This is a genomic window from Solilutibacter pythonis, from assembly GCF_003697345.1.
GTDB classification, from domain to species: domain Bacteria; phylum Pseudomonadota; class Gammaproteobacteria; order Xanthomonadales; family Xanthomonadaceae; genus Solilutibacter; species Solilutibacter pythonis.
Genome location: NZ_RFLY01000003.1, coordinates 67,474 through 82,361, shown reverse-complemented (window position 1 = coordinate 82,361; position 14,888 = coordinate 67,474). Strand labels below are relative to the sequence as shown.

The window sequence follows — 14,888 nt, the reverse complement described above, 5'->3', positions numbered from 1 at the left end:
GCGCGCGGTCTCAGACCGGGTCGTCCAGCAGCACGGCGTTGCGGCCACCGACCGATGCGGTCGATTGCAACTCGTCCAGCGACTGCTCGGGGTAGTTCATCACCCGCAGCAGCATGGGCAGGTTCAGCCCCGCCACACGCCGCACCGGGGTGCCGAGGCGGGCCAATTGCGCGGCCAGGTTGCTCGGGCTGGCGCCAAAGAGATCGGTCAGCACCAGCACGCCCTGGCCGCCGTCGACCCGGCGCAGTGCGGCGCTGGCGGCTGGCAGCAGCTCGGCGAGGTTGGCATCGAACGGCACCTCGAAAGTGCCGGTGGCCAGTGGCAACTGGCCAAGCACGCGGCTGGCTGAGGCATGCACGGCCGGGCCGATGCCTGTATGGGTGACGAGGAGGATGCCAACGCTCATGGAGACCCCGCAATCGGGGAATGCGAAGTGATGGAGAGGCCGGAAAGCAGATGCATGGGCGAAACGGTCGAGTGACGGGGTGTCCAAGTGTGCAACAGAACCGGACAACTATCCGGCGCCTCGACCGGTCCCGTTGCCGCCGATCGCCGTGCGTCGCGATGGGGGGCCCGATTCGCGCGGATCTTCGCCGTGGCGACAAGCCTGAACAGGGTGTCGAACAGTAATTGAAGCTGAATAGGAAGACCTTGCTCCCTATTCACGAAAAAAGTGAATTTATGTGAAGTCTGATGTCGTATGGCATGTGCTTGGTCTCCGGGCGGGAGGGGAGATGAGATGCGTCCGATGCCCGGAGATTTCCGCATTCACTGGAGGGCAGTCGCCCGTGGCGATGGACGTGCGCTCCGCAGGCCGGAGCGAAGGCGGTGGTGAGTTCGCATGGAGAGGCCGGTTGCAATGGGGGACACGCGTTCTCCAGTGGGCCGCTATTGGCATTGAATGGCATCAGTCCGGTCATCAGACTGTCATTTTCGGCTGATAAACAAGATTCTCGATGCCTTCAGGGGAACGCCGAGTAGCGGCCGGGGAGGGCGTCCCATCGATACGTCGCGGGAAATGATGGCGATGCGTGGGTGGAAATATTTACCGAAGGGATTCGCATTGGAGGTGCGGATAAATACGCGTGACCCCCAGGTCGTCGTTTGTCCGCGATGGCGGGGCGGTTGGGGAACGGCCGCGTTGGCGCGCATCGGTGGAGTGGTTATGGAAAGTACATCGTCACGGATACTTTTCGCCATTCGAATTAATCGGGTCTATTTGTCGATTATTTTCAATCGTTGCGCATCGGGAGCTGGTTGAGGTTGCCAAACAGGAACTGCGGGAGGATGGAGTGCCCGGGCAGAAAAATGGGATGGGGAGTGGCATGGATTTGCCGGTGAGTGAGGCGCCGGCAAGCGTGCAGGCACAGGGATGGAGGAAGGCGCGCGATTGGTAATTCACTGAATCTGCCAATGGGGCGGGTGTCATGTGGATTGCCAGCCGGCGGTGTGTGCGCCAACGTCAGGAGTTTCGACAGTGGTTGAACGCCGGGCGGGGTTTTCAGGAATGGATTCGTATTCCCGGGCATGGATTGCATTTAATCGATGCGGTGCGAGTTCGGGTGAGTGTTTTTTCATTAACAAGGTTAAGGAGTCTAAGATGAAGAGAGTATTCGATGAAATCGAGCGGCAGGCGTCCAAGGTCAGGGAGCACCTTTTCATTAGGCTAATCGATGAAACGCCGGCCTCCCTGGTCAAGGCCAGATTCCGTTTCTGGGCGCCGGGATTCATCCATCTGGGAATGACGTTCAGGGATGTCAATAAATTCATCATTCCGTTTGACAACCCCAAGGATAAATTCGAGGCGGCGATCAACGAGCATGCGGAAGTCGACAGCAAGCATTGGAATATGCTTCTTCACGACCTGGGGGTTCTGGAGCTGGACCGGGAGATGCGCCTCAGCGATAGTATCCGATATATATGGGGTGATGAATATTCGTTCATCAGGGAATATATATATTCCTTTGTTTCGCGCTGCATGAGGTGCGGGGACGACGTGATGAAACGGGCCGCGGTGATGGAATCGGCCGAGGCCGGGGTGAAGACCTTCTTCTCTGCGGTCGAAAGAAGCTCGGATAAATTCAAGAAGCAGTACGGCCAGGAGTTGCTGTATTTCGGGTCGGAGCACATCAAATCGGAAACCGAGAATGCCTTCACCAGTAATATTTTCGAGGAAATTTCCCTTGATGAGGAAAAATGCGAAGAGTGCCTGGCGCTGGTCAGGGAGCATTTCGCGGCGGTAAAGGTGTTCCTGGATAACAAGTACTCGACCACGATGAGTAAGCCGGAACTGGTTCCCTGAGCCTGCACAGTAGTATGGATATTAAAGCGTTTTTCTCTAGGAAGAATACGCTGTTGGCCCAGTGCGTCGCGTTGGCGGTCTGGGCGTGGGTTATTTTTTTCACGGGAAAGCTGCCGGATTTCGTGGCGAATGGATTCGTGGTGCCCACCATGCTGGCGGGATCGTTCGTGGCGGGTTCCACGAGTGAGGGCGGCGGTGCGGTGGCCTTTCCCGTGATGACTTTGTTCTTCAATATCAAGCCGGCGGTGGCCAGGGACTTTTCCCTGATGATCCAAAGTGTGGGGATGTGTTGCGCTGGATATTATATTTACCGGAAGGGAGTGCCTGTTGCCAGGCGGTTGTTGGCTGTTTCCCTGGCGGGTTGCTTCGTCGGGCAGGTCGTTGCATTCAAGTTCATCGATGGCTATTTCCTGCCGGTGGTGTTGAAGATTTCCTTTGCCTCCATATGGATGGGTTTTGCACTGGTCATGATCCCGCGGCTGAAGGATGCGGGTGGCCACTACTCATCGGATATTATTGCGCGCAGCCGCGTCGCGTATCTGGTGGCTTTTTTCCTGGCTATTGTCGGCGGGGTGGTGACGGCTTTGATCGGAACCGGGGCCGATATAATAATGTTCTCTTTCGCGGTGCTGGTCTTGAACATATCGGAAAAGGTCGCGACCCCGACGTCGGTCGTTTTGATGGGGCTGGGTTCGCTCATGGGTGTGGCGATCAAGTCGACACTGGTTCCCGGCGGGTTTTCCCCGGAGGCGCTGGATTACTGGCTGGTTGGGGTTCCCGCCGCCATGATCGGCGCCCCATTGGGGGCCAGGGTAGCCAGTAGGGTCTCGCGGAGGGTGATTATCGTGTTGTTGCAAATATCCATAATGATCCAGTTCGTTTTTGCGTGGGTTATCTTGCCGCTTACCCTCCAGCAGAAGATGTTGAGCATTGGTCTGTTGGTTTCCTTCATTATGGTTTTTCATGTGCTGAGTGGCTGGGGGCGGCGGGCGCGGTGGTGATGCGGATTTGTTTTTGAACCGTGAAATTGTGGGGAGGTAATCATGAGAGTCGGAATTGTCGGAGCGGGTGCGTCGGGACTGGTGGCGGCCAAGGAGCTTCTGGAGATGGGGGATTGCTCTTCGGTCGAGGTTTTTGAAAGCAGGTCGTCGATAGGCGGTGTGTTTTCCAGCTCTTATCCCGGGTTGAGGCTGGTTAATAATCCCTGCCTGGTGGCCTTCAGCGATTTTCTGCCCGATGTCGATTCCGGGTGTATGGATATGTGGTCGGCCGCGCAGTATCTGCGATATCTCGAAGATTACGTCGATGAATTTTCGTTGCGCCAGTGTATAAATTTCGATTCGAAAGTTGTCCGGGTGCGCAAGCAGGGGCGGGAATGGCTGGTGAGATACGAGTATTCCGGTATCGAGAGGGAAAAGGTTTTTGATCACCTTGTCGTGTGCAGTGGCGTCAACATGTCGCCAAGGCGGATATCCTTGCCTGGGCAGGACGACTTTCATGGAGACATCCTTCATGGCGCGGACATAAAGGAAAAGGACGTTTTCAACGGCAGAAAGGTGGTGTTCGTGGGGCTTGGCGAAACCGGATCGGATCTGGTTGAAATGGCCTGCGAAAATGGCGCCGAGGTCAGTGTTTCGGTCAGGCGCTGGCCGGGTTATTTCATTCAGCGTTATCACGACGGAAAGCCGACAGATCTGGATACGTCAATTCTCTACCACTGCCTGCCACGAAAAATCAACCAGACTTTCCTTGGCGGGCTACTGCGTCTGAAGAGATCCGTTGAAAGGGGAATGATAAGGTCAGGTAGGGGAAGGGAGGTGCAGGAGGCGATCGACTTCTTGAACAATGGTTATCGGGATGTGGCCGGGCTTGGTCCGTTCCGCAGGATTACAACCAAGAGCGAAGGCTTTATAGAAAGGTATCTTTCGAATCCGGGAATCCTCAAGAGGGGAATTTCCCGGGTTCACGCGGCGGGCGTTTCCTTCGAGGGTGGGGAATACGTGGATGCGGACATGATCGTGATGTGTACGGGTTATGGGCACGATGTGGCTTTCTTGCCCGACGAAATGTCCAGGGAATTCACGAGCAGGAATATGTATCACTATATGTTCCCCCTGCATGACGACAGTATCAGCTTCGTGGGGTTTGTCCGCCCGGGGGTGGGAGCCATTCCTCCGTTGTCGGAGCTTCAGGCGCGGTGTCTGGCGCTTAAGTTGGCGGGGAAGTACACGCTTCCTTCTTTGGAGGAACGGAAGGCGTCGATCGAGAATTTCAGGGCATTGTTCGAGGAACAGTTCCCGAAGGATTACCAAAGAATTCCCCACATCGTGGATTTTTACACTTATATCGTTTCCCTGGCCGGGGCGATAGGGGCCATGCCGAGGCAGGGCAGGCTTTTCCGGCAGAGCATCAGGCTTTGGTACAAGGTGAACGCTTCATTTCTGTGTCCCGGAATTTTCAGGCTGCATGGGCCGGGAGCAAAGCCTCACTTGGTGGTGGACAAGATAAAAAATCTGCCCACTATGCCCAAGCGGGTGCTTCTCATAGAAGTCGTTGCCTTTCTGTTGTGCAAGATCTTCCATGCGCTGGGGGCTGACAAGTACCGCGTCATAAAGTGACGTGGCCCTGCCGGAATTTCCTTGCGAGGGTGGTTTCGCATCTTCGCCGGGAAGCTGCTCCCGGCGGGGTTATTCGAGTTCCCGGTGGAATGTTGTCGCTTCTGGCCAGTTTCTGTCGCGGTATTCGACGGCCAGAGTCTCGGCCAGATAGACCGAGCGGTGTCGGCCGCCACTACAGCCGAAAGCCACGGTGATGTAACTGCGGGTTTCCTCGCGGAGGCGTGGCAGCCAACTGGCGAGGAATTCGCGCACCTGGGCCAGGTATTTCTGCACGTCGGGTTGGGCGTCGAGGAATTCGCGCACGGCGGCGTCGCGGCCGGAAAGCGGGCGCAGCTCCGGGTTCCAGTGTGGATTGGGCAGTACCCGCGCATCGAACACGAAGTCGGCATCGGCCGGCAGCCCGCGTTTGTAGGCGAAGGATTCGAATAGCAATGCCGGCGGCGTATCCTCGCCGATGCCGAGTTGGTCGATCATCCGGCGGCGTAGCTGGTGTACGTTCAAGCTGCTGCTGTCGATCACCGCGTCGGCCAGCCCGCGCAGGGGTTTGAGGGCCTGGCGTTCTAGCGCGATGGCATCGGCCAGCACCAGCCCGAGGTGGCTTAACGGGTGTCGGCGGCGGGTGTCGGCATAGCGGCGCAGCAGCACTTCGTTGCCGGAGTCGATGAATAGCAGGCGGGGATCATGGCCAAGGCGGCCCAGCGCCGATAGCCATTCCGGCATGTGGGCGAGGTCGCTGCGGCTGCGCACGTCGATCGCCACGGCCAGCCGCTCGGGTGCGCCGGCTTCGTGTTCGGCCAGGCTGCGCACGGCTTCGGTCAGCAGTTCCGCCGGCAGGTTGTCGATGCAGTAGTAGCCGAAATCTTCCAGTGTCTTCAATGCGATCGATTTGCCCGACCCGGACATTCCGGTCAGCAGCACGAAGGGCGGGGGCGAGGGGGCGGTCATCGTCGGGTTCTATGGGGGTGTCGGTTCCGGCGCGGCGGCTTCGAGAAAACGCGAATGCCGGGCCATGAAGGCGGCTGCCGGATCGATGCCCTTCACGCGCAGGATGTGCAGGCGCGCGGCGGCTTCGGTCAATACGGCCAGGTTGCGGCCGGGCATCACCGGCAGGGTGATCATCGGCACGTCCAGATCGAGCACGCGGCGGGTGCCGAGGTCGCCGGTGATGCGTTCGATCCCGCTTGGCTGCGGCTCCAGGTGCGGCCGGGTCAGGTGCACGATGAGGCGCAGGTATTTGTTGCGCTTGACCGCGGTGTCGCCAAACATGCTGCGCACGTTGAGCACGCCCAGGCCGCGAACTTCCAGCATGTCCTGTAGCAGTTCCGGGCAGGTGCCGTCGAGCACGTCGGGGGCGATCTGGGTGAATTCGGGGGCGTCATCGGCCACCAGCCGGTGGCCGCGACTGACCAGCTCCAGCGCAAGCTCGCTCTTGCCCGAGCCGGATTCTCCGGTGATCAGCACGCCGATCGAATAGATCTCCATGAACACGCCGTGCAGGGTGGTGCGCGGCGCCAGTTCGCGGGCCAGGTGGTACTGGAACAGATTGAGCAGCTCGTGACCGCGGCGGGGCGAGCCCCAGACCGGGGTGCCGGATTCCTCGGCGGCGGCCAGCAGGTCTTCGGGGGCGGTTTGGTGCTTGCTCACCACCAGCGCCAGTGGCCGGGCCTGAACGATCTTCTCGATCACCTCCCAGCGCGCGCGCGCGTCCAGCCCGTCCAGCCAGTTCAATTCCTCGGTGCCGAGGATCTGCACCTTGTTCGGATAGATGATGTTGAGGTAGCCGGCCAGCGAGGGGCGGCGGGCATTGGTGTCCTCGGCGACCAGGGTGCGTTCCGGCGCGTCGAGCGCCGCCAGCCAGCGCAGGTCGAGGCGATCCTGTAGGTGCTCGTAGAGCGCCTGCGCGGAGATGCGTTGGCCGCTCATGGCGCGGTCGTGGTGAGGAGGGCGTGGATGGTGGCGGTATCGGGCGCGCCACGCAGCGCGTCGCGCAGGCCGGGGGCGGCGAAGCGCTCGGCGATCTCGGCCAGCAGCCGCAGATGTTGGTGCGTGAAGTGTGACGGCACCGATAGCGCCAGCACCAGATCCACCGGCTCGCCGTCCAGCGCGCCGTAGGCGATGGGCTGGGAGAGCCGGATGAAAGCCGCGCGGGCCTGTTCGAAAAGATCGTTGCGGCCGTGCGGCAAGGCCACGCCGTGGCCGATGGCGGTGCTGCCGAGGCGCTCGCGCTGGCGCAGGCTGTCGGCGATCGGGCCGAGCTGGGCCTTGGTATCGGCCAGCAGGCCGGACAGGGCGATGATCAGGTCATCGCCGTCGCTGCAATCGTGCAGGACGGCGATGCGGTCAGGTTGCAGGATCTGCGTCAGGCTCATGCCACGCGCCGGTGCGACAACAACCGACGAGGATACCAGCCTGCGGGTGGCCGGCGCTCAGCCGAAGGTGCCGTCTCGGGTGGGGTTGTCGCCGCGGCGGTGATCGGTCAGTTTTTCCTTGTGCTTGATCAGCAGGCGGTCGAGCTTGTCGACTAGGAGGTCGATGGCGGCGTACATCGTCTGCGCGCTGGCATCGGCGTGGTAGTCGCCGCCGGGCAGTTTGAGGTTGCCTTCGGCGCGGTGGTCGGGCTTGTCCACGCGCAGTTGCACGCGCAGCTCGCCGCGTGTGCCGTGACGGCCGAGGCGCGTCATCTTTTCCTCGACGTAGCTACGCAGGGCGTCGGTGACTTCGATGTTCTGGCCATGGACTTCGATCTGCATGTCGGCTCTTCCTCCATTGGGTGGGTTTGCGTCGACAGCATCGCCCATCCGGGCCGGAAAGGGGTGAAAGGCGGGTTAATACGGGGGCGAAAAGTACCGGTGGGGGCTGCCGCGGCCGGTTACAGCCGCACGCGTTCGTGCGAGGAGGCGATGCCCAGCACTTCGCGGTACTTGGCCACCGTGCGGCGCGCGACCGGTACGCCGCGTTCCTTGAGCTTGACGACCAGTGCGGCGTCGGAGAGCGGCTTGCGCGGGTTTTCGGCGTCGATCAGTTCCCGGATCATCGATTGGATCGCGGTGCTCGATGCCGATACCCCATCGTTGTCGATGCCGGAGGCGAAGAAGTCGCGTAACGCCAGGGTGCCGCGCGGGGTGTGCACATGCTTGCGGGCGATGGCGCGGGAAATGGTGGACTCGTGGAGTTCCAGTTTGGCGGCCACTTCACGGAGCGTCAGCGGGCGCAGCGCGTTCTCGCCGAATTCCAGGAAGCCGGCCTGCTCGCGAATCAGGCAGTTGAGCACTCGCAGCAGTGTCTCGCCGCGTTGTTCGATGTTCTTCAGCAGCCAGCGCGCTTCCTGCAACCGGCCGCGCAGGTACCGGCCGTCGCTACCGGCGGCCTTGGCGGCCATCCGCGCGTATTCGTGGTTGATGCAGATGCGCGGCCGCGACGGCGCGGCCAGCGCCGCGCGCCAGAGGCCTTTCTGGCGCCAGATCACCGCATCGGGCGTGACGTAGGTATCCTGCGCCAGGCCGCCGATCTGGGCGCCTGGCCGTGGATCGAGGGTGCGCAGCAGTTCGATCGCCGTGGTCGCTTCGCGGGGGGCGCAGTGGAATTCGCGGGCCACGCCTTCGGGGCCGATCTTCGGCAGGCGCATGATCGCTTCGGCGGCGATGCGCCGGGCCAGCGGCAGCGCGGGGGTGTTTTCCGGCAATTGGGAGAGCTGGATGCACAGACATTCGCCGAGGTCGCGGCTGCCGCTGGCCAGTGGGTCGAAGCGTTGGATCAGGTGAAGCACCGGCAGGATGTCGCTCTCATCGATCTCCCACCTGGGGCGTAGCAGTTCGATGATGCCTTGCAGCGGTTCGCGCAGGTAGCCGTCGTCGTCGATGGCATCGATCAGCGCGCTGCCGATTTGCAGGTCGCGCGGGCCGAGGTGGCTGAGGCAGAGCTGCCACAGCAGGTGCTGGCGGAGGTCTTCCTCGGCCGCCTGGCGCTCGACGATATCGTCGCTACCGCCGTTGCCGCGGCGCCATTCCTCGCCGTTCTGCCAGTCGCCGGGGGTGCTCCAGTCCTCGCCGGCTTCGAGGCGTTCCCATTCGGGCGCTTCCTCCTTGTATTCGGCGTTGCCGTCGCTGGCCTCGGCCGGTGGGGAGTCATCGCTCCATTCCAGCAGCGGATTGGTCTCGATCGCCTCGGCGATTTCGGTTTCCAGCTCGATGGCCGACATTTGCAATACGGCCAGCGCCTGGCGTAACTGTGGCGTCAGCGCGAGCTGCTGGGTCTGGCTGGCGGTGAGTTGTTGCTTCATGGAACCCCGGCACGGAACAGATGTCCCGCCGCCGGTGTCCACGGTTAGAGACGGAAGGTCTCGCCGAGATAGACGCGTCGAACGTCGGGATTGGCCAGCAGCGCATCCGGAGCCCCCTGAGCAAGCACGCCGCCTTCGTTCAGAATATACGCTCGGTCACAGATTCCCAAGGTCTCGCGCACGTTGTGGTCGGTGATGAGCACGCCGATGCCGCGATTCTTGAGGTGGGTGATGATGCGCTGGATCTCGCCGACCGAGATCGGATCGACGCCGGCGAATGGCTCGTCCAGCAGCATCAGCCGTGGATTGGCGGCCAGCGCGCGGGCGATCTCGACCCGGCGACGTTCGCCCCCGGAGAGGCTGGCGCCGTTCTGTCCGGCGACGTGGCCGACCTGCAATTCGTCCATCAGGCTGGCCAGTTCGCGTTCCCGGCCGGCGCGGTCGAGGTCTCCGCGCAACTCCAACACCAGGCGCAGGTTGTCGGCCACCGACAGCTTGCGGAACACCGAAGGCTCCTGCGGCAGGTAGCCGACGCCGAGTTTGGCGCGGTCGTACATCGGTGCACTGGTGATGTCCTGGCCGTCGAGGACGATGCGGCCGGCATCGGCCGGCACCAGGCCGACGATCATGTAGAAGCAGGTGGTCTTGCCGGCGCCGTTGGGGCCGAGCAGGCCCACCACTTCGCCCGCGCTCAGCGTCAGGCCGAAGTCGTGGACGACCTCGCGCGACTTGTAGCGTTTGCGCAGCCCCTCGGCGACCAGCATCACCCGCCCGCCTTCGGCTGGATGGTCATGCGCACGCGGCCGCCGCCTTCGCCGCCGCTCTGCACTTGGCCGGTCTTCATGTTGTAGACCACGCGCTCGCCTTTCAGTACGCCGCGCGGCTGGGTGATCTCGACGTTGCCGGTCAGCACGACGATTTCGGTATTGAAGTCGTAATCCACCGCCGAGGATCGGGTATTGACCTGGGTGCCGTCGTCCATCTGCTGGTTCATGGTCACGCCGCCGGTCATGCGCGCCTTGCTGGGACGCCCGTCGCTCTGGGTGAACTGCCCTTGCGCGGCGTTGATCTTCAACGTGCCCTGGGTGATCACGACCTTGCCGCGCATCTCGCACGACATGTTCCCGCCCAGGCCGCAGCTGGACCAGTCGGCATCGATGGTCATCGGTTGGTTGCGGTCGGACGATTTCGCCAGCGCCCCCCCACTGGCGGCGGCGAGTGCGGCGGCAAGGAGCAGGGCATTACTGGATGGACGGCGCATAGCGGGCACGGACCTCGGATTTCAGGGTGACGCGGTTCTGGTCGAGCTGGGCTTCGAGCCCGCGACCGCGGATTATAGAACCGGGCTGGGTGACGACCACTTCGTCCTGGCTGGTGGCGCGCTCGGCGTCGGGGAAGACGTCGAGCGACGCGGTTTCCAGGCGCGTCCGGTTGACGCCCCCGGGGTTGTCCAGGCGCACGTCGCCGCGTAGCCGCACCTCGCTGCCCTCGGCGTTCACCCAGGCGGTCCTGGATTGTGAGCGCCAGCGGCTGCCGTGCTTGTCGGGGAAGAGGAAGGTCGGGGTGCGGATGTCCATCTCGCGGTTGTCGGGATTGCGCGCCAGCTCGGGCGCGCGCAGGGTGAAGCCCTCGCTGCCGTCCTTCTTGAGGGTGACGATCTCGAAATCGTGCAGGACGTAGTCCGGGCGCGCCTCGGCCTGGCCGTCGCCGCGCAGTTGCTTTTGCTGGCGCAGGATGGCGATGCCGCCGGCGATCGAAGCCAGTAGCAGGGCCAGGGTCAGCCAGCCGCGCCAGTTCATGCGCCCGCCCCGAACGCGGCGAGCACGGCTTCGCGTTTGTCCCGCGCTTCCAGCAGCAGGTCGCAGAAATCGCGGGCGGCGCCGTGCCCGCCTTCGCGCGGGGTGATCCAGTGCGCATGGGGCGCGGTCCACGCGTGCGCATTGGCCGGGGCGACGGCCAGCCCGACGTGCGGGAATACGCCGAGATCGACCAGATCGTCGCCCATGAAGGCGACGCACGTCATGTCGATACCCATTTTCGCGGCGATGGCGCGCGTCATGGCCAGCTTGTCGTGCGCGGCGGTGTGGACTTCGGTCAGGCCCAGCTCGGCGCCGCGGATTTCAGTGACGCGGCTCTTGCGCGCGGTGATCAGCGCGACCTCGATGCCGTGCTTGCGCAACAACGCCAGCCCAAGCCCGTCCTGCGCGTGGAAGGCCTTGTGCTCGCGGCCTTCGTCGTCGAAATGCAGGCGGCCGTCGGTCAGTGTGCCGTCGACATCGAAACACGCCAGCCGGATGCGGCGGGCGCGTTCGAGCAGTTCGGGGGGAAAGGGGGTATCGGGCATCGTCTGCGTCGGCAATATGAACGGGGATCAAACCACGCGTGCGCGCAACAGGTCATGAATGTTCAGGGCGCCGACCACCTGCCGGCCGGCATCCACCACGATCAAGGCGCTGATCTTGTGCGCTTCCATCCGCTGCGCGGCTTCCACCGCCAGGGCGTCGGCCTGGATGGTCTTGGGCGCGCGGGTCATCACCTCGGCGATGCGGGTGCTGTGGACGTCGGCGCCGGCATCCAGGGTGCGGCGCAGGTCGCCGTCGGTGAACAGGCCGGCGAGGCGGCCTTCGCCATCGACCACCGCGGTCATGCCCATGCGCTTGCGGCTGATTTCCATCAGCGCCTCGGTCAGCAGGGCGGTCTCCCGCACCCGCGGCACTTCGTCACCGACGTGCATGACGTCGCGGATGTGCAGCAGCAGGCGGCGGCCGAGGCTGCCGGCCGGATGCGAGCGGGCGAAGTCGTCGGCGGTGAAGCCGCGCGCCTCCAGCAACGCCACCGCCAGGGCGTCGCCCAGCACCAGCGCGGCGGTGGTCGAGCTGGTCGGGGCGAGGCTGTGCGGACAGGCTTCGGCCGGGATGCTGGCGTCGATGTGGACATCGGCCTGGCGGGCGAGGGTGGAGTCGGGGCGGCCGGTCATCGCCACCAGCCGGTTGCCCTGGCGGGCCAGCACCGGCAGCAGCATCACCAGTTCGTCGGTCTCGCCGGAGTTGGACAGCGCCAGCACCAGGTCGGTGTCGGTGATCATGCCGAGATCGCCGTGGCCGGCCTCGCCCGGATGTACGTGGAACGCGGGCGTGCCGGTGGAGGCGAGGGTGGCGGCGATCTTGCGCGCGATGTGGCCGGACTTGCCCATGCCGGTGCAGACCACCCGGCCCCGGGTATGCAGGATCAGGGCGCAGGCGCGGGCGAAATCGTCGCCGAGGCGGGCCCCGACGGCATCCAGCGCGGCGCGTTCGGTCTCGAACACGCGGCGCGCGCTGGCGAGCAGGGAGTCGGGGGAGGGGGCGGCGTCGTGCATGCCGGTGTCGGTGCTTCCGCTAAAATGGCCGGCTCATTTTACGTGCTCCGAGGTGTGGCCGATGAACCCGCAGATCATCCAGCAGTTGATCGAAGCCGGCCTGCCCGGCGCGTGTGTCGAGGTGGCGGGCGATGACGGCGTGCATTTCGAGGCGCTGGTGGTCAGCGAGGCTTTCGCCGGCAAGCTGCCGCTGGCGCGGCACCGCATGGTCTACGCCACGCTGGGCGAGAAGATGGGCGGCGATATCCACGCCCTGGCGTTGAAGACGATGACGCCGGAAGAGGCCGCCAGGGCCGGAGCCGCCTGATGCAGAAGATCGTGGTCGAAGGGGGGCGGGCGCTGGACGGCGAAGTGCCGGTTTCCGGCGCCAAGAACGCGGTGTTGCCGATCCTTTGCGCCACCTTGCTGGCCAACGAGCCGGTGACCATCCGCAATGTGCCGGCCTTGCACGATGTGGCCACCACCAAGAAGGTGTTGGCCGGACTCGGGGCGGGGGTGGAGATCGATCCAGCGACCTGGGGCGGCGGCCGGGACAGCGCGGTGACGGTCGATCCGCGCGGGGTGAACGGCCACGTCGCGCCCTACGAGCTGGTCAAGACCATGCGCGCCTCGGTGCTGGTGCTGGGGCCGCTGCTGGCCCGCCACGGCGCGGCGGAGGTGTCGTTGCCCGGCGGCTGCGCGATCGGTTCGCGGCCGGTCGATCAGCACATCAAGGGCATGCAGGCGCTGGGCGCCGAGGTCGTGGTCGAGCATGGCTTCATCAAGGCCCGCGCCGGACGCCTGCGCGGCGGCCGCGTCACCTTCGACATGGTCAGCGTCGGCGCCACCGAGAACGTGCTGATGGCGGCCTGTCTGGCGGAAGGCGAGAGCGTGCTGGAAAACGCCGCGATGGAGCCGGAGATCGTCGACCTGGCGGATTGCCTGGCGGCGATGGGGGCGAAGATCGAGGGAGCCGGCAGCGGGCGCATCCATGTCCAGGGCGTGGCGGCGCTCGGCGGGGCGACGCACAGCGTGCTGGCCGACCGCATCGAGGCCGGTACCTTCCTGGTCGCGGCGGCGATGACCGGTGGCCGGGTGACCGTGCTGCACGCGCATCCGCAGTCGATGGACGCGGTGCTGGCCAAGCTGGCCGAGGCCGGCGCCGAGGTGCTGGTCGAGGGCGACCGCATCACCGTGGACATGCGCGGCCGGCGCCCGCGCGCGGTCGATGTCAACACCCTGCCGCATCCGGGCTTCCCCACCGACATGCAGGCGCAATTCATGGCGATGAACTGCATCGCCGAGGGCGCGGGGATGATCCGCGAAACCATTTTCGAGAACCGCTTCATGCATGTGCAGGAGTTGCAGCGGTTGGGGGCGGACATCAAGGTGGACGGCCATACCGCCGTGGTGCGCGGGGTCCCGGACCTGACCGGCGCGCCGGTGATGGCCACCGACCTGCGCGCGTCGGCCTCGCTCATCCTGGCCGGGTTGGTGGCCAGGGGCGAGACGGTCATCGACCGCATCTACCACCTTGATCGCGGCTACGAGAACATCGAGGCGAAGCTCTCGGGATTGGGCGCGAAGATCCGCCGGGTTGGTTGAGCGCGTCGGCCGAACACGGAAAACCCGCGGTTTTCCGCGGGTTTTCGTTTGTGGCGGGGATCACTTCATCGATTGCAGGCGCAGGTCGATAGTGTCGCCATCGTCTTCCTTTTGCAGGATGCGCACCGGCAGCGGGATGCCCTCGGCGACCCATACCGTGCGGGTGGTGCCGCCGTCGCTGCTGATCACCTTGATGGTTTCGGTCGGTTTGCCGGCGACGGTCATGTTCTCGCGGCCGGCCACGCTGAAGTTCATCGCGCTGGCCTTGCCGTTTTCGATCAGGCGGTAGCGCATCGGTTTGCCGGCCAGGGCGTCCTGCACGATGGCGAGGTTCAGCGTCATGCCGTCGACGTCGCCGGCTTGCAGGCGTACCGGGCCCTGGCGGTCGGGCTTGATGTCGCCGCTCCAGCGCGCTTGCTGGCCGGACCAGTCGTAGCTGCCCTGCTTGTTGCGCTTCTTCACCACCATGTTGATGGTTTCGCGGTTCGAGAGCGGGCGCAGTTGGGCGCCGGAGGCATCCACCACCGCGCTGCGGCTCAGTTGAACCAGCGCGTTCTGCATGCTGAGGTTGTAGTTCCAGCGGTCGCTGCCGGCCGGGGCCAGCGACATCGTGGCGTTGGCGGCCATGTTGTTGTAGCTGGCGCGGTAGCTGGCGTTGAAGGGTTTCAGCTCCGCGGCCCGCGCGACGGGCAGGGCCAGCGCCAGCAGCATGGTGGCGCCCAGGCCGGTCTTGGTGGCGTGGTTCAT

The 14,888-nt window shown here is 64.1% G+C and carries 17 protein-coding genes; 5 read left to right on the top strand and 12 right to left on the bottom strand.

Translation table 11 applies throughout. From position 1 onward, the window contains the following. Positions 1-10 precede the first annotated feature (10 nt). Positions 11-406, bottom strand: coding sequence for a PTS sugar transporter subunit IIA (locus tag EBB59_RS02870; protein ID WP_122100645.1), 396 nt, complete (start codon positions 404-406; stop codon positions 11-13). 1,194 nt (positions 407-1,600) lie between these two features. Here EBB59_RS02870 and EBB59_RS02865 point away from each other — a divergent pair. From EBB59_RS02865 to EBB59_RS02855, 3 genes are read left to right on the top strand one after another with little or no spacing between them, the layout of a single operon-like run. Then, entirely contained in the window at positions 1,601-2,302 is a 702-nt protein-coding gene (locus EBB59_RS02865) for a hypothetical protein (RefSeq protein ID WP_122100644.1), read from the top strand. Positions 2,303-2,316: 14 nt separating this feature from the next. Next, complete coding sequence (locus tag EBB59_RS02860; RefSeq protein WP_122100643.1) at positions 2,317-3,303, top strand: sulfite exporter TauE/SafE family protein; 987 nt, start codon at positions 2,317-2,319, stop codon at positions 3,301-3,303. A 42-nt stretch (positions 3,304-3,345) separates the two neighbouring features. Next, positions 3,346-4,920, top strand: a complete 1,575-nt coding sequence (locus tag EBB59_RS02855; RefSeq protein ID WP_122100642.1) for an NAD(P)-binding domain-containing protein — start codon at positions 3,346-3,348, stop codon at positions 4,918-4,920. Between the two features lie 69 nt (positions 4,921-4,989). On the opposite strand, the gene rapZ is transcribed toward EBB59_RS02855, so the two are convergent. The 10 genes from rapZ to EBB59_RS02805 all read right to left on the bottom strand — a co-directional run bounded on the left by rapZ (position 4,990) and on the right by EBB59_RS02805 (position 12,557). Further along, on the bottom strand, positions 4,990-5,865 hold the full coding sequence (rapZ, locus tag EBB59_RS02850; RefSeq protein ID WP_122100641.1) for an RNase adapter RapZ: 876 nt from the start codon (positions 5,863-5,865) through the stop codon (positions 4,990-4,992). 9 nt (positions 5,866-5,874) lie between these two features. Next, entirely contained in the window at positions 5,875-6,843 is a 969-nt protein-coding gene (gene hprK / locus EBB59_RS02845) for an HPr(Ser) kinase/phosphatase (protein ID WP_122100640.1), read from the bottom strand. After that, positions 6,840-7,289 (bottom strand): PTS sugar transporter subunit IIA, encoded by a 450-nt coding sequence (locus EBB59_RS02840; RefSeq protein ID WP_122100639.1) that lies wholly within the window; start codon positions 7,287-7,289, stop codon positions 6,840-6,842. Before EBB59_RS02840 ends, hprK begins: the two co-directional genes overlap by 4 nt. 57 nt (positions 7,290-7,346) lie before the next feature. Next, on the bottom strand, positions 7,347-7,670 hold the full coding sequence (gene hpf / locus EBB59_RS02835) for a ribosome hibernation-promoting factor, HPF/YfiA family (protein WP_122100638.1): 324 nt from the start codon (positions 7,668-7,670) through the stop codon (positions 7,347-7,349). Between the two features lie 119 nt (positions 7,671-7,789). Then, positions 7,790-9,199: an RNA polymerase factor sigma-54 gene (locus tag EBB59_RS02830; protein WP_122100637.1), complete on the bottom strand. Its 1,410-nt coding sequence runs from the start codon at positions 9,197-9,199 to the stop codon at positions 7,790-7,792. A gap of 44 nt (positions 9,200-9,243) precedes the next feature. After that, the gene (lptB, locus tag EBB59_RS02825) at positions 9,244-9,963 is read right to left on the bottom strand and encodes an LPS export ABC transporter ATP-binding protein (protein ID WP_122100636.1); all 720 of its coding nucleotides are present in this window, start codon (positions 9,961-9,963) and stop codon (positions 9,244-9,246) included. Next, positions 9,963-10,460, bottom strand: coding sequence for a lipopolysaccharide transport periplasmic protein LptA (gene lptA / locus EBB59_RS02820; RefSeq protein ID WP_122100635.1), 498 nt, complete (start codon positions 10,458-10,460; stop codon positions 9,963-9,965). Before lptA ends, lptB begins: the two co-directional genes overlap by 1 nt. Beyond that, positions 10,441-10,998 (bottom strand): LPS export ABC transporter periplasmic protein LptC, encoded by a 558-nt coding sequence (gene lptC, locus EBB59_RS02815; protein WP_122100634.1) that lies wholly within the window; start codon positions 10,996-10,998, stop codon positions 10,441-10,443. Before lptC ends, lptA begins: the two co-directional genes overlap by 20 nt. Then, positions 10,995-11,543, bottom strand: coding sequence for a KdsC family phosphatase (locus EBB59_RS02810; RefSeq protein ID WP_122100633.1), 549 nt, complete (start codon positions 11,541-11,543; stop codon positions 10,995-10,997). Before EBB59_RS02810 ends, lptC begins: the two co-directional genes overlap by 4 nt. Positions 11,544-11,570: 27 nt before the next feature. Then, positions 11,571-12,557, bottom strand: coding sequence for a KpsF/GutQ family sugar-phosphate isomerase (locus tag EBB59_RS02805; protein WP_122100632.1), 987 nt, complete (start codon positions 12,555-12,557; stop codon positions 11,571-11,573). Between the two features lie 61 nt (positions 12,558-12,618). On the opposite strand from EBB59_RS02805, the gene EBB59_RS02800 reads away from it, so the two are divergent. After that, complete coding sequence (locus tag EBB59_RS02800; RefSeq protein WP_122100631.1) at positions 12,619-12,864, top strand: BolA family protein; 246 nt, start codon at positions 12,619-12,621, stop codon at positions 12,862-12,864. Continuing rightward, on the top strand, positions 12,864-14,141 hold the full coding sequence (gene murA / locus EBB59_RS02795) for a UDP-N-acetylglucosamine 1-carboxyvinyltransferase (RefSeq protein ID WP_122100630.1): 1,278 nt from the start codon (positions 12,864-12,866) through the stop codon (positions 14,139-14,141). The genes EBB59_RS02800 and murA overlap by 1 nt, the downstream gene beginning before the upstream one ends. 60 nt (positions 14,142-14,201) lie before the next feature. Here murA and EBB59_RS02790 read toward each other — a convergent pair whose 3' ends face one another. Beyond that, positions 14,202-14,888 (bottom strand): DUF3108 domain-containing protein, encoded by a 687-nt coding sequence (locus EBB59_RS02790; protein WP_122100629.1) that lies wholly within the window; start codon positions 14,886-14,888, stop codon positions 14,202-14,204.

What these genes read in the sequence shown, in the direction of transcription:
- lptB (WP_122100636.1), bottom strand. Translation starts at nt 9,963, where the DNA reads ATGCTGGTCGCCGAGGGGCTGCGCAAACGCTACAAGTCGCGCGAGGTC.
- EBB59_RS02840 (WP_122100639.1), bottom strand. Translation starts at nt 7,289, where the DNA reads ATGAGCCTGACGCAGATCCTGCAACCTGACCGCATCGCCGTCCTGCAC.
- EBB59_RS02860 (WP_122100643.1), top strand. Translation starts at nt 2,317, where the DNA reads ATGGATATTAAAGCGTTTTTCTCTAGGAAGAATACGCTGTTGGCCCAG.
- EBB59_RS02790 (WP_122100629.1), bottom strand. Translation starts at nt 14,888, where the DNA reads ATGAACCACGCCACCAAGACCGGCCTGGGCGCCACCATGCTGCTGGCG.
- murA (WP_122100630.1), top strand. Translation starts at nt 12,864, where the DNA reads ATGCAGAAGATCGTGGTCGAAGGGGGGCGGGCGCTGGACGGCGAAGTG.
- lptC (WP_122100634.1), bottom strand. Translation starts at nt 10,998, where the DNA reads ATGAACTGGCGCGGCTGGCTGACCCTGGCCCTGCTACTGGCTTCGATC.
- hpf (WP_122100638.1), bottom strand. Translation starts at nt 7,670, where the DNA reads ATGCAGATCGAAGTCCATGGCCAGAACATCGAAGTCACCGACGCCCTG.
- EBB59_RS02800 (WP_122100631.1), top strand. Translation starts at nt 12,619, where the DNA reads ATGAACCCGCAGATCATCCAGCAGTTGATCGAAGCCGGCCTGCCCGGC.
- EBB59_RS02855 (WP_122100642.1), top strand. Translation starts at nt 3,346, where the DNA reads ATGAGAGTCGGAATTGTCGGAGCGGGTGCGTCGGGACTGGTGGCGGCC.
- rapZ (WP_122100641.1), bottom strand. Translation starts at nt 5,865, where the DNA reads ATGACCGCCCCCTCGCCCCCGCCCTTCGTGCTGCTGACCGGAATGTCC.
- EBB59_RS02870 (WP_122100645.1), bottom strand. Translation starts at nt 406, where the DNA reads ATGAGCGTTGGCATCCTCCTCGTCACCCATACAGGCATCGGCCCGGCC.
- lptA (WP_122100635.1), bottom strand. Translation starts at nt 10,460, where the DNA reads ATGCGCCGTCCATCCAGTAATGCCCTGCTCCTTGCCGCCGCACTCGCC.
- EBB59_RS02865 (WP_122100644.1), top strand. Translation starts at nt 1,601, where the DNA reads ATGAAGAGAGTATTCGATGAAATCGAGCGGCAGGCGTCCAAGGTCAGG.
- EBB59_RS02810 (WP_122100633.1), bottom strand. Translation starts at nt 11,543, where the DNA reads ATGCCCGATACCCCCTTTCCCCCCGAACTGCTCGAACGCGCCCGCCGC.
- hprK (WP_122100640.1), bottom strand. Translation starts at nt 6,843, where the DNA reads ATGAGCGGCCAACGCATCTCCGCGCAGGCGCTCTACGAGCACCTACAG.
- EBB59_RS02805 (WP_122100632.1), bottom strand. Translation starts at nt 12,557, where the DNA reads ATGCACGACGCCGCCCCCTCCCCCGACTCCCTGCTCGCCAGCGCGCGC.
- EBB59_RS02830 (WP_122100637.1), bottom strand. Translation starts at nt 9,199, where the DNA reads ATGAAGCAACAACTCACCGCCAGCCAGACCCAGCAGCTCGCGCTGACG.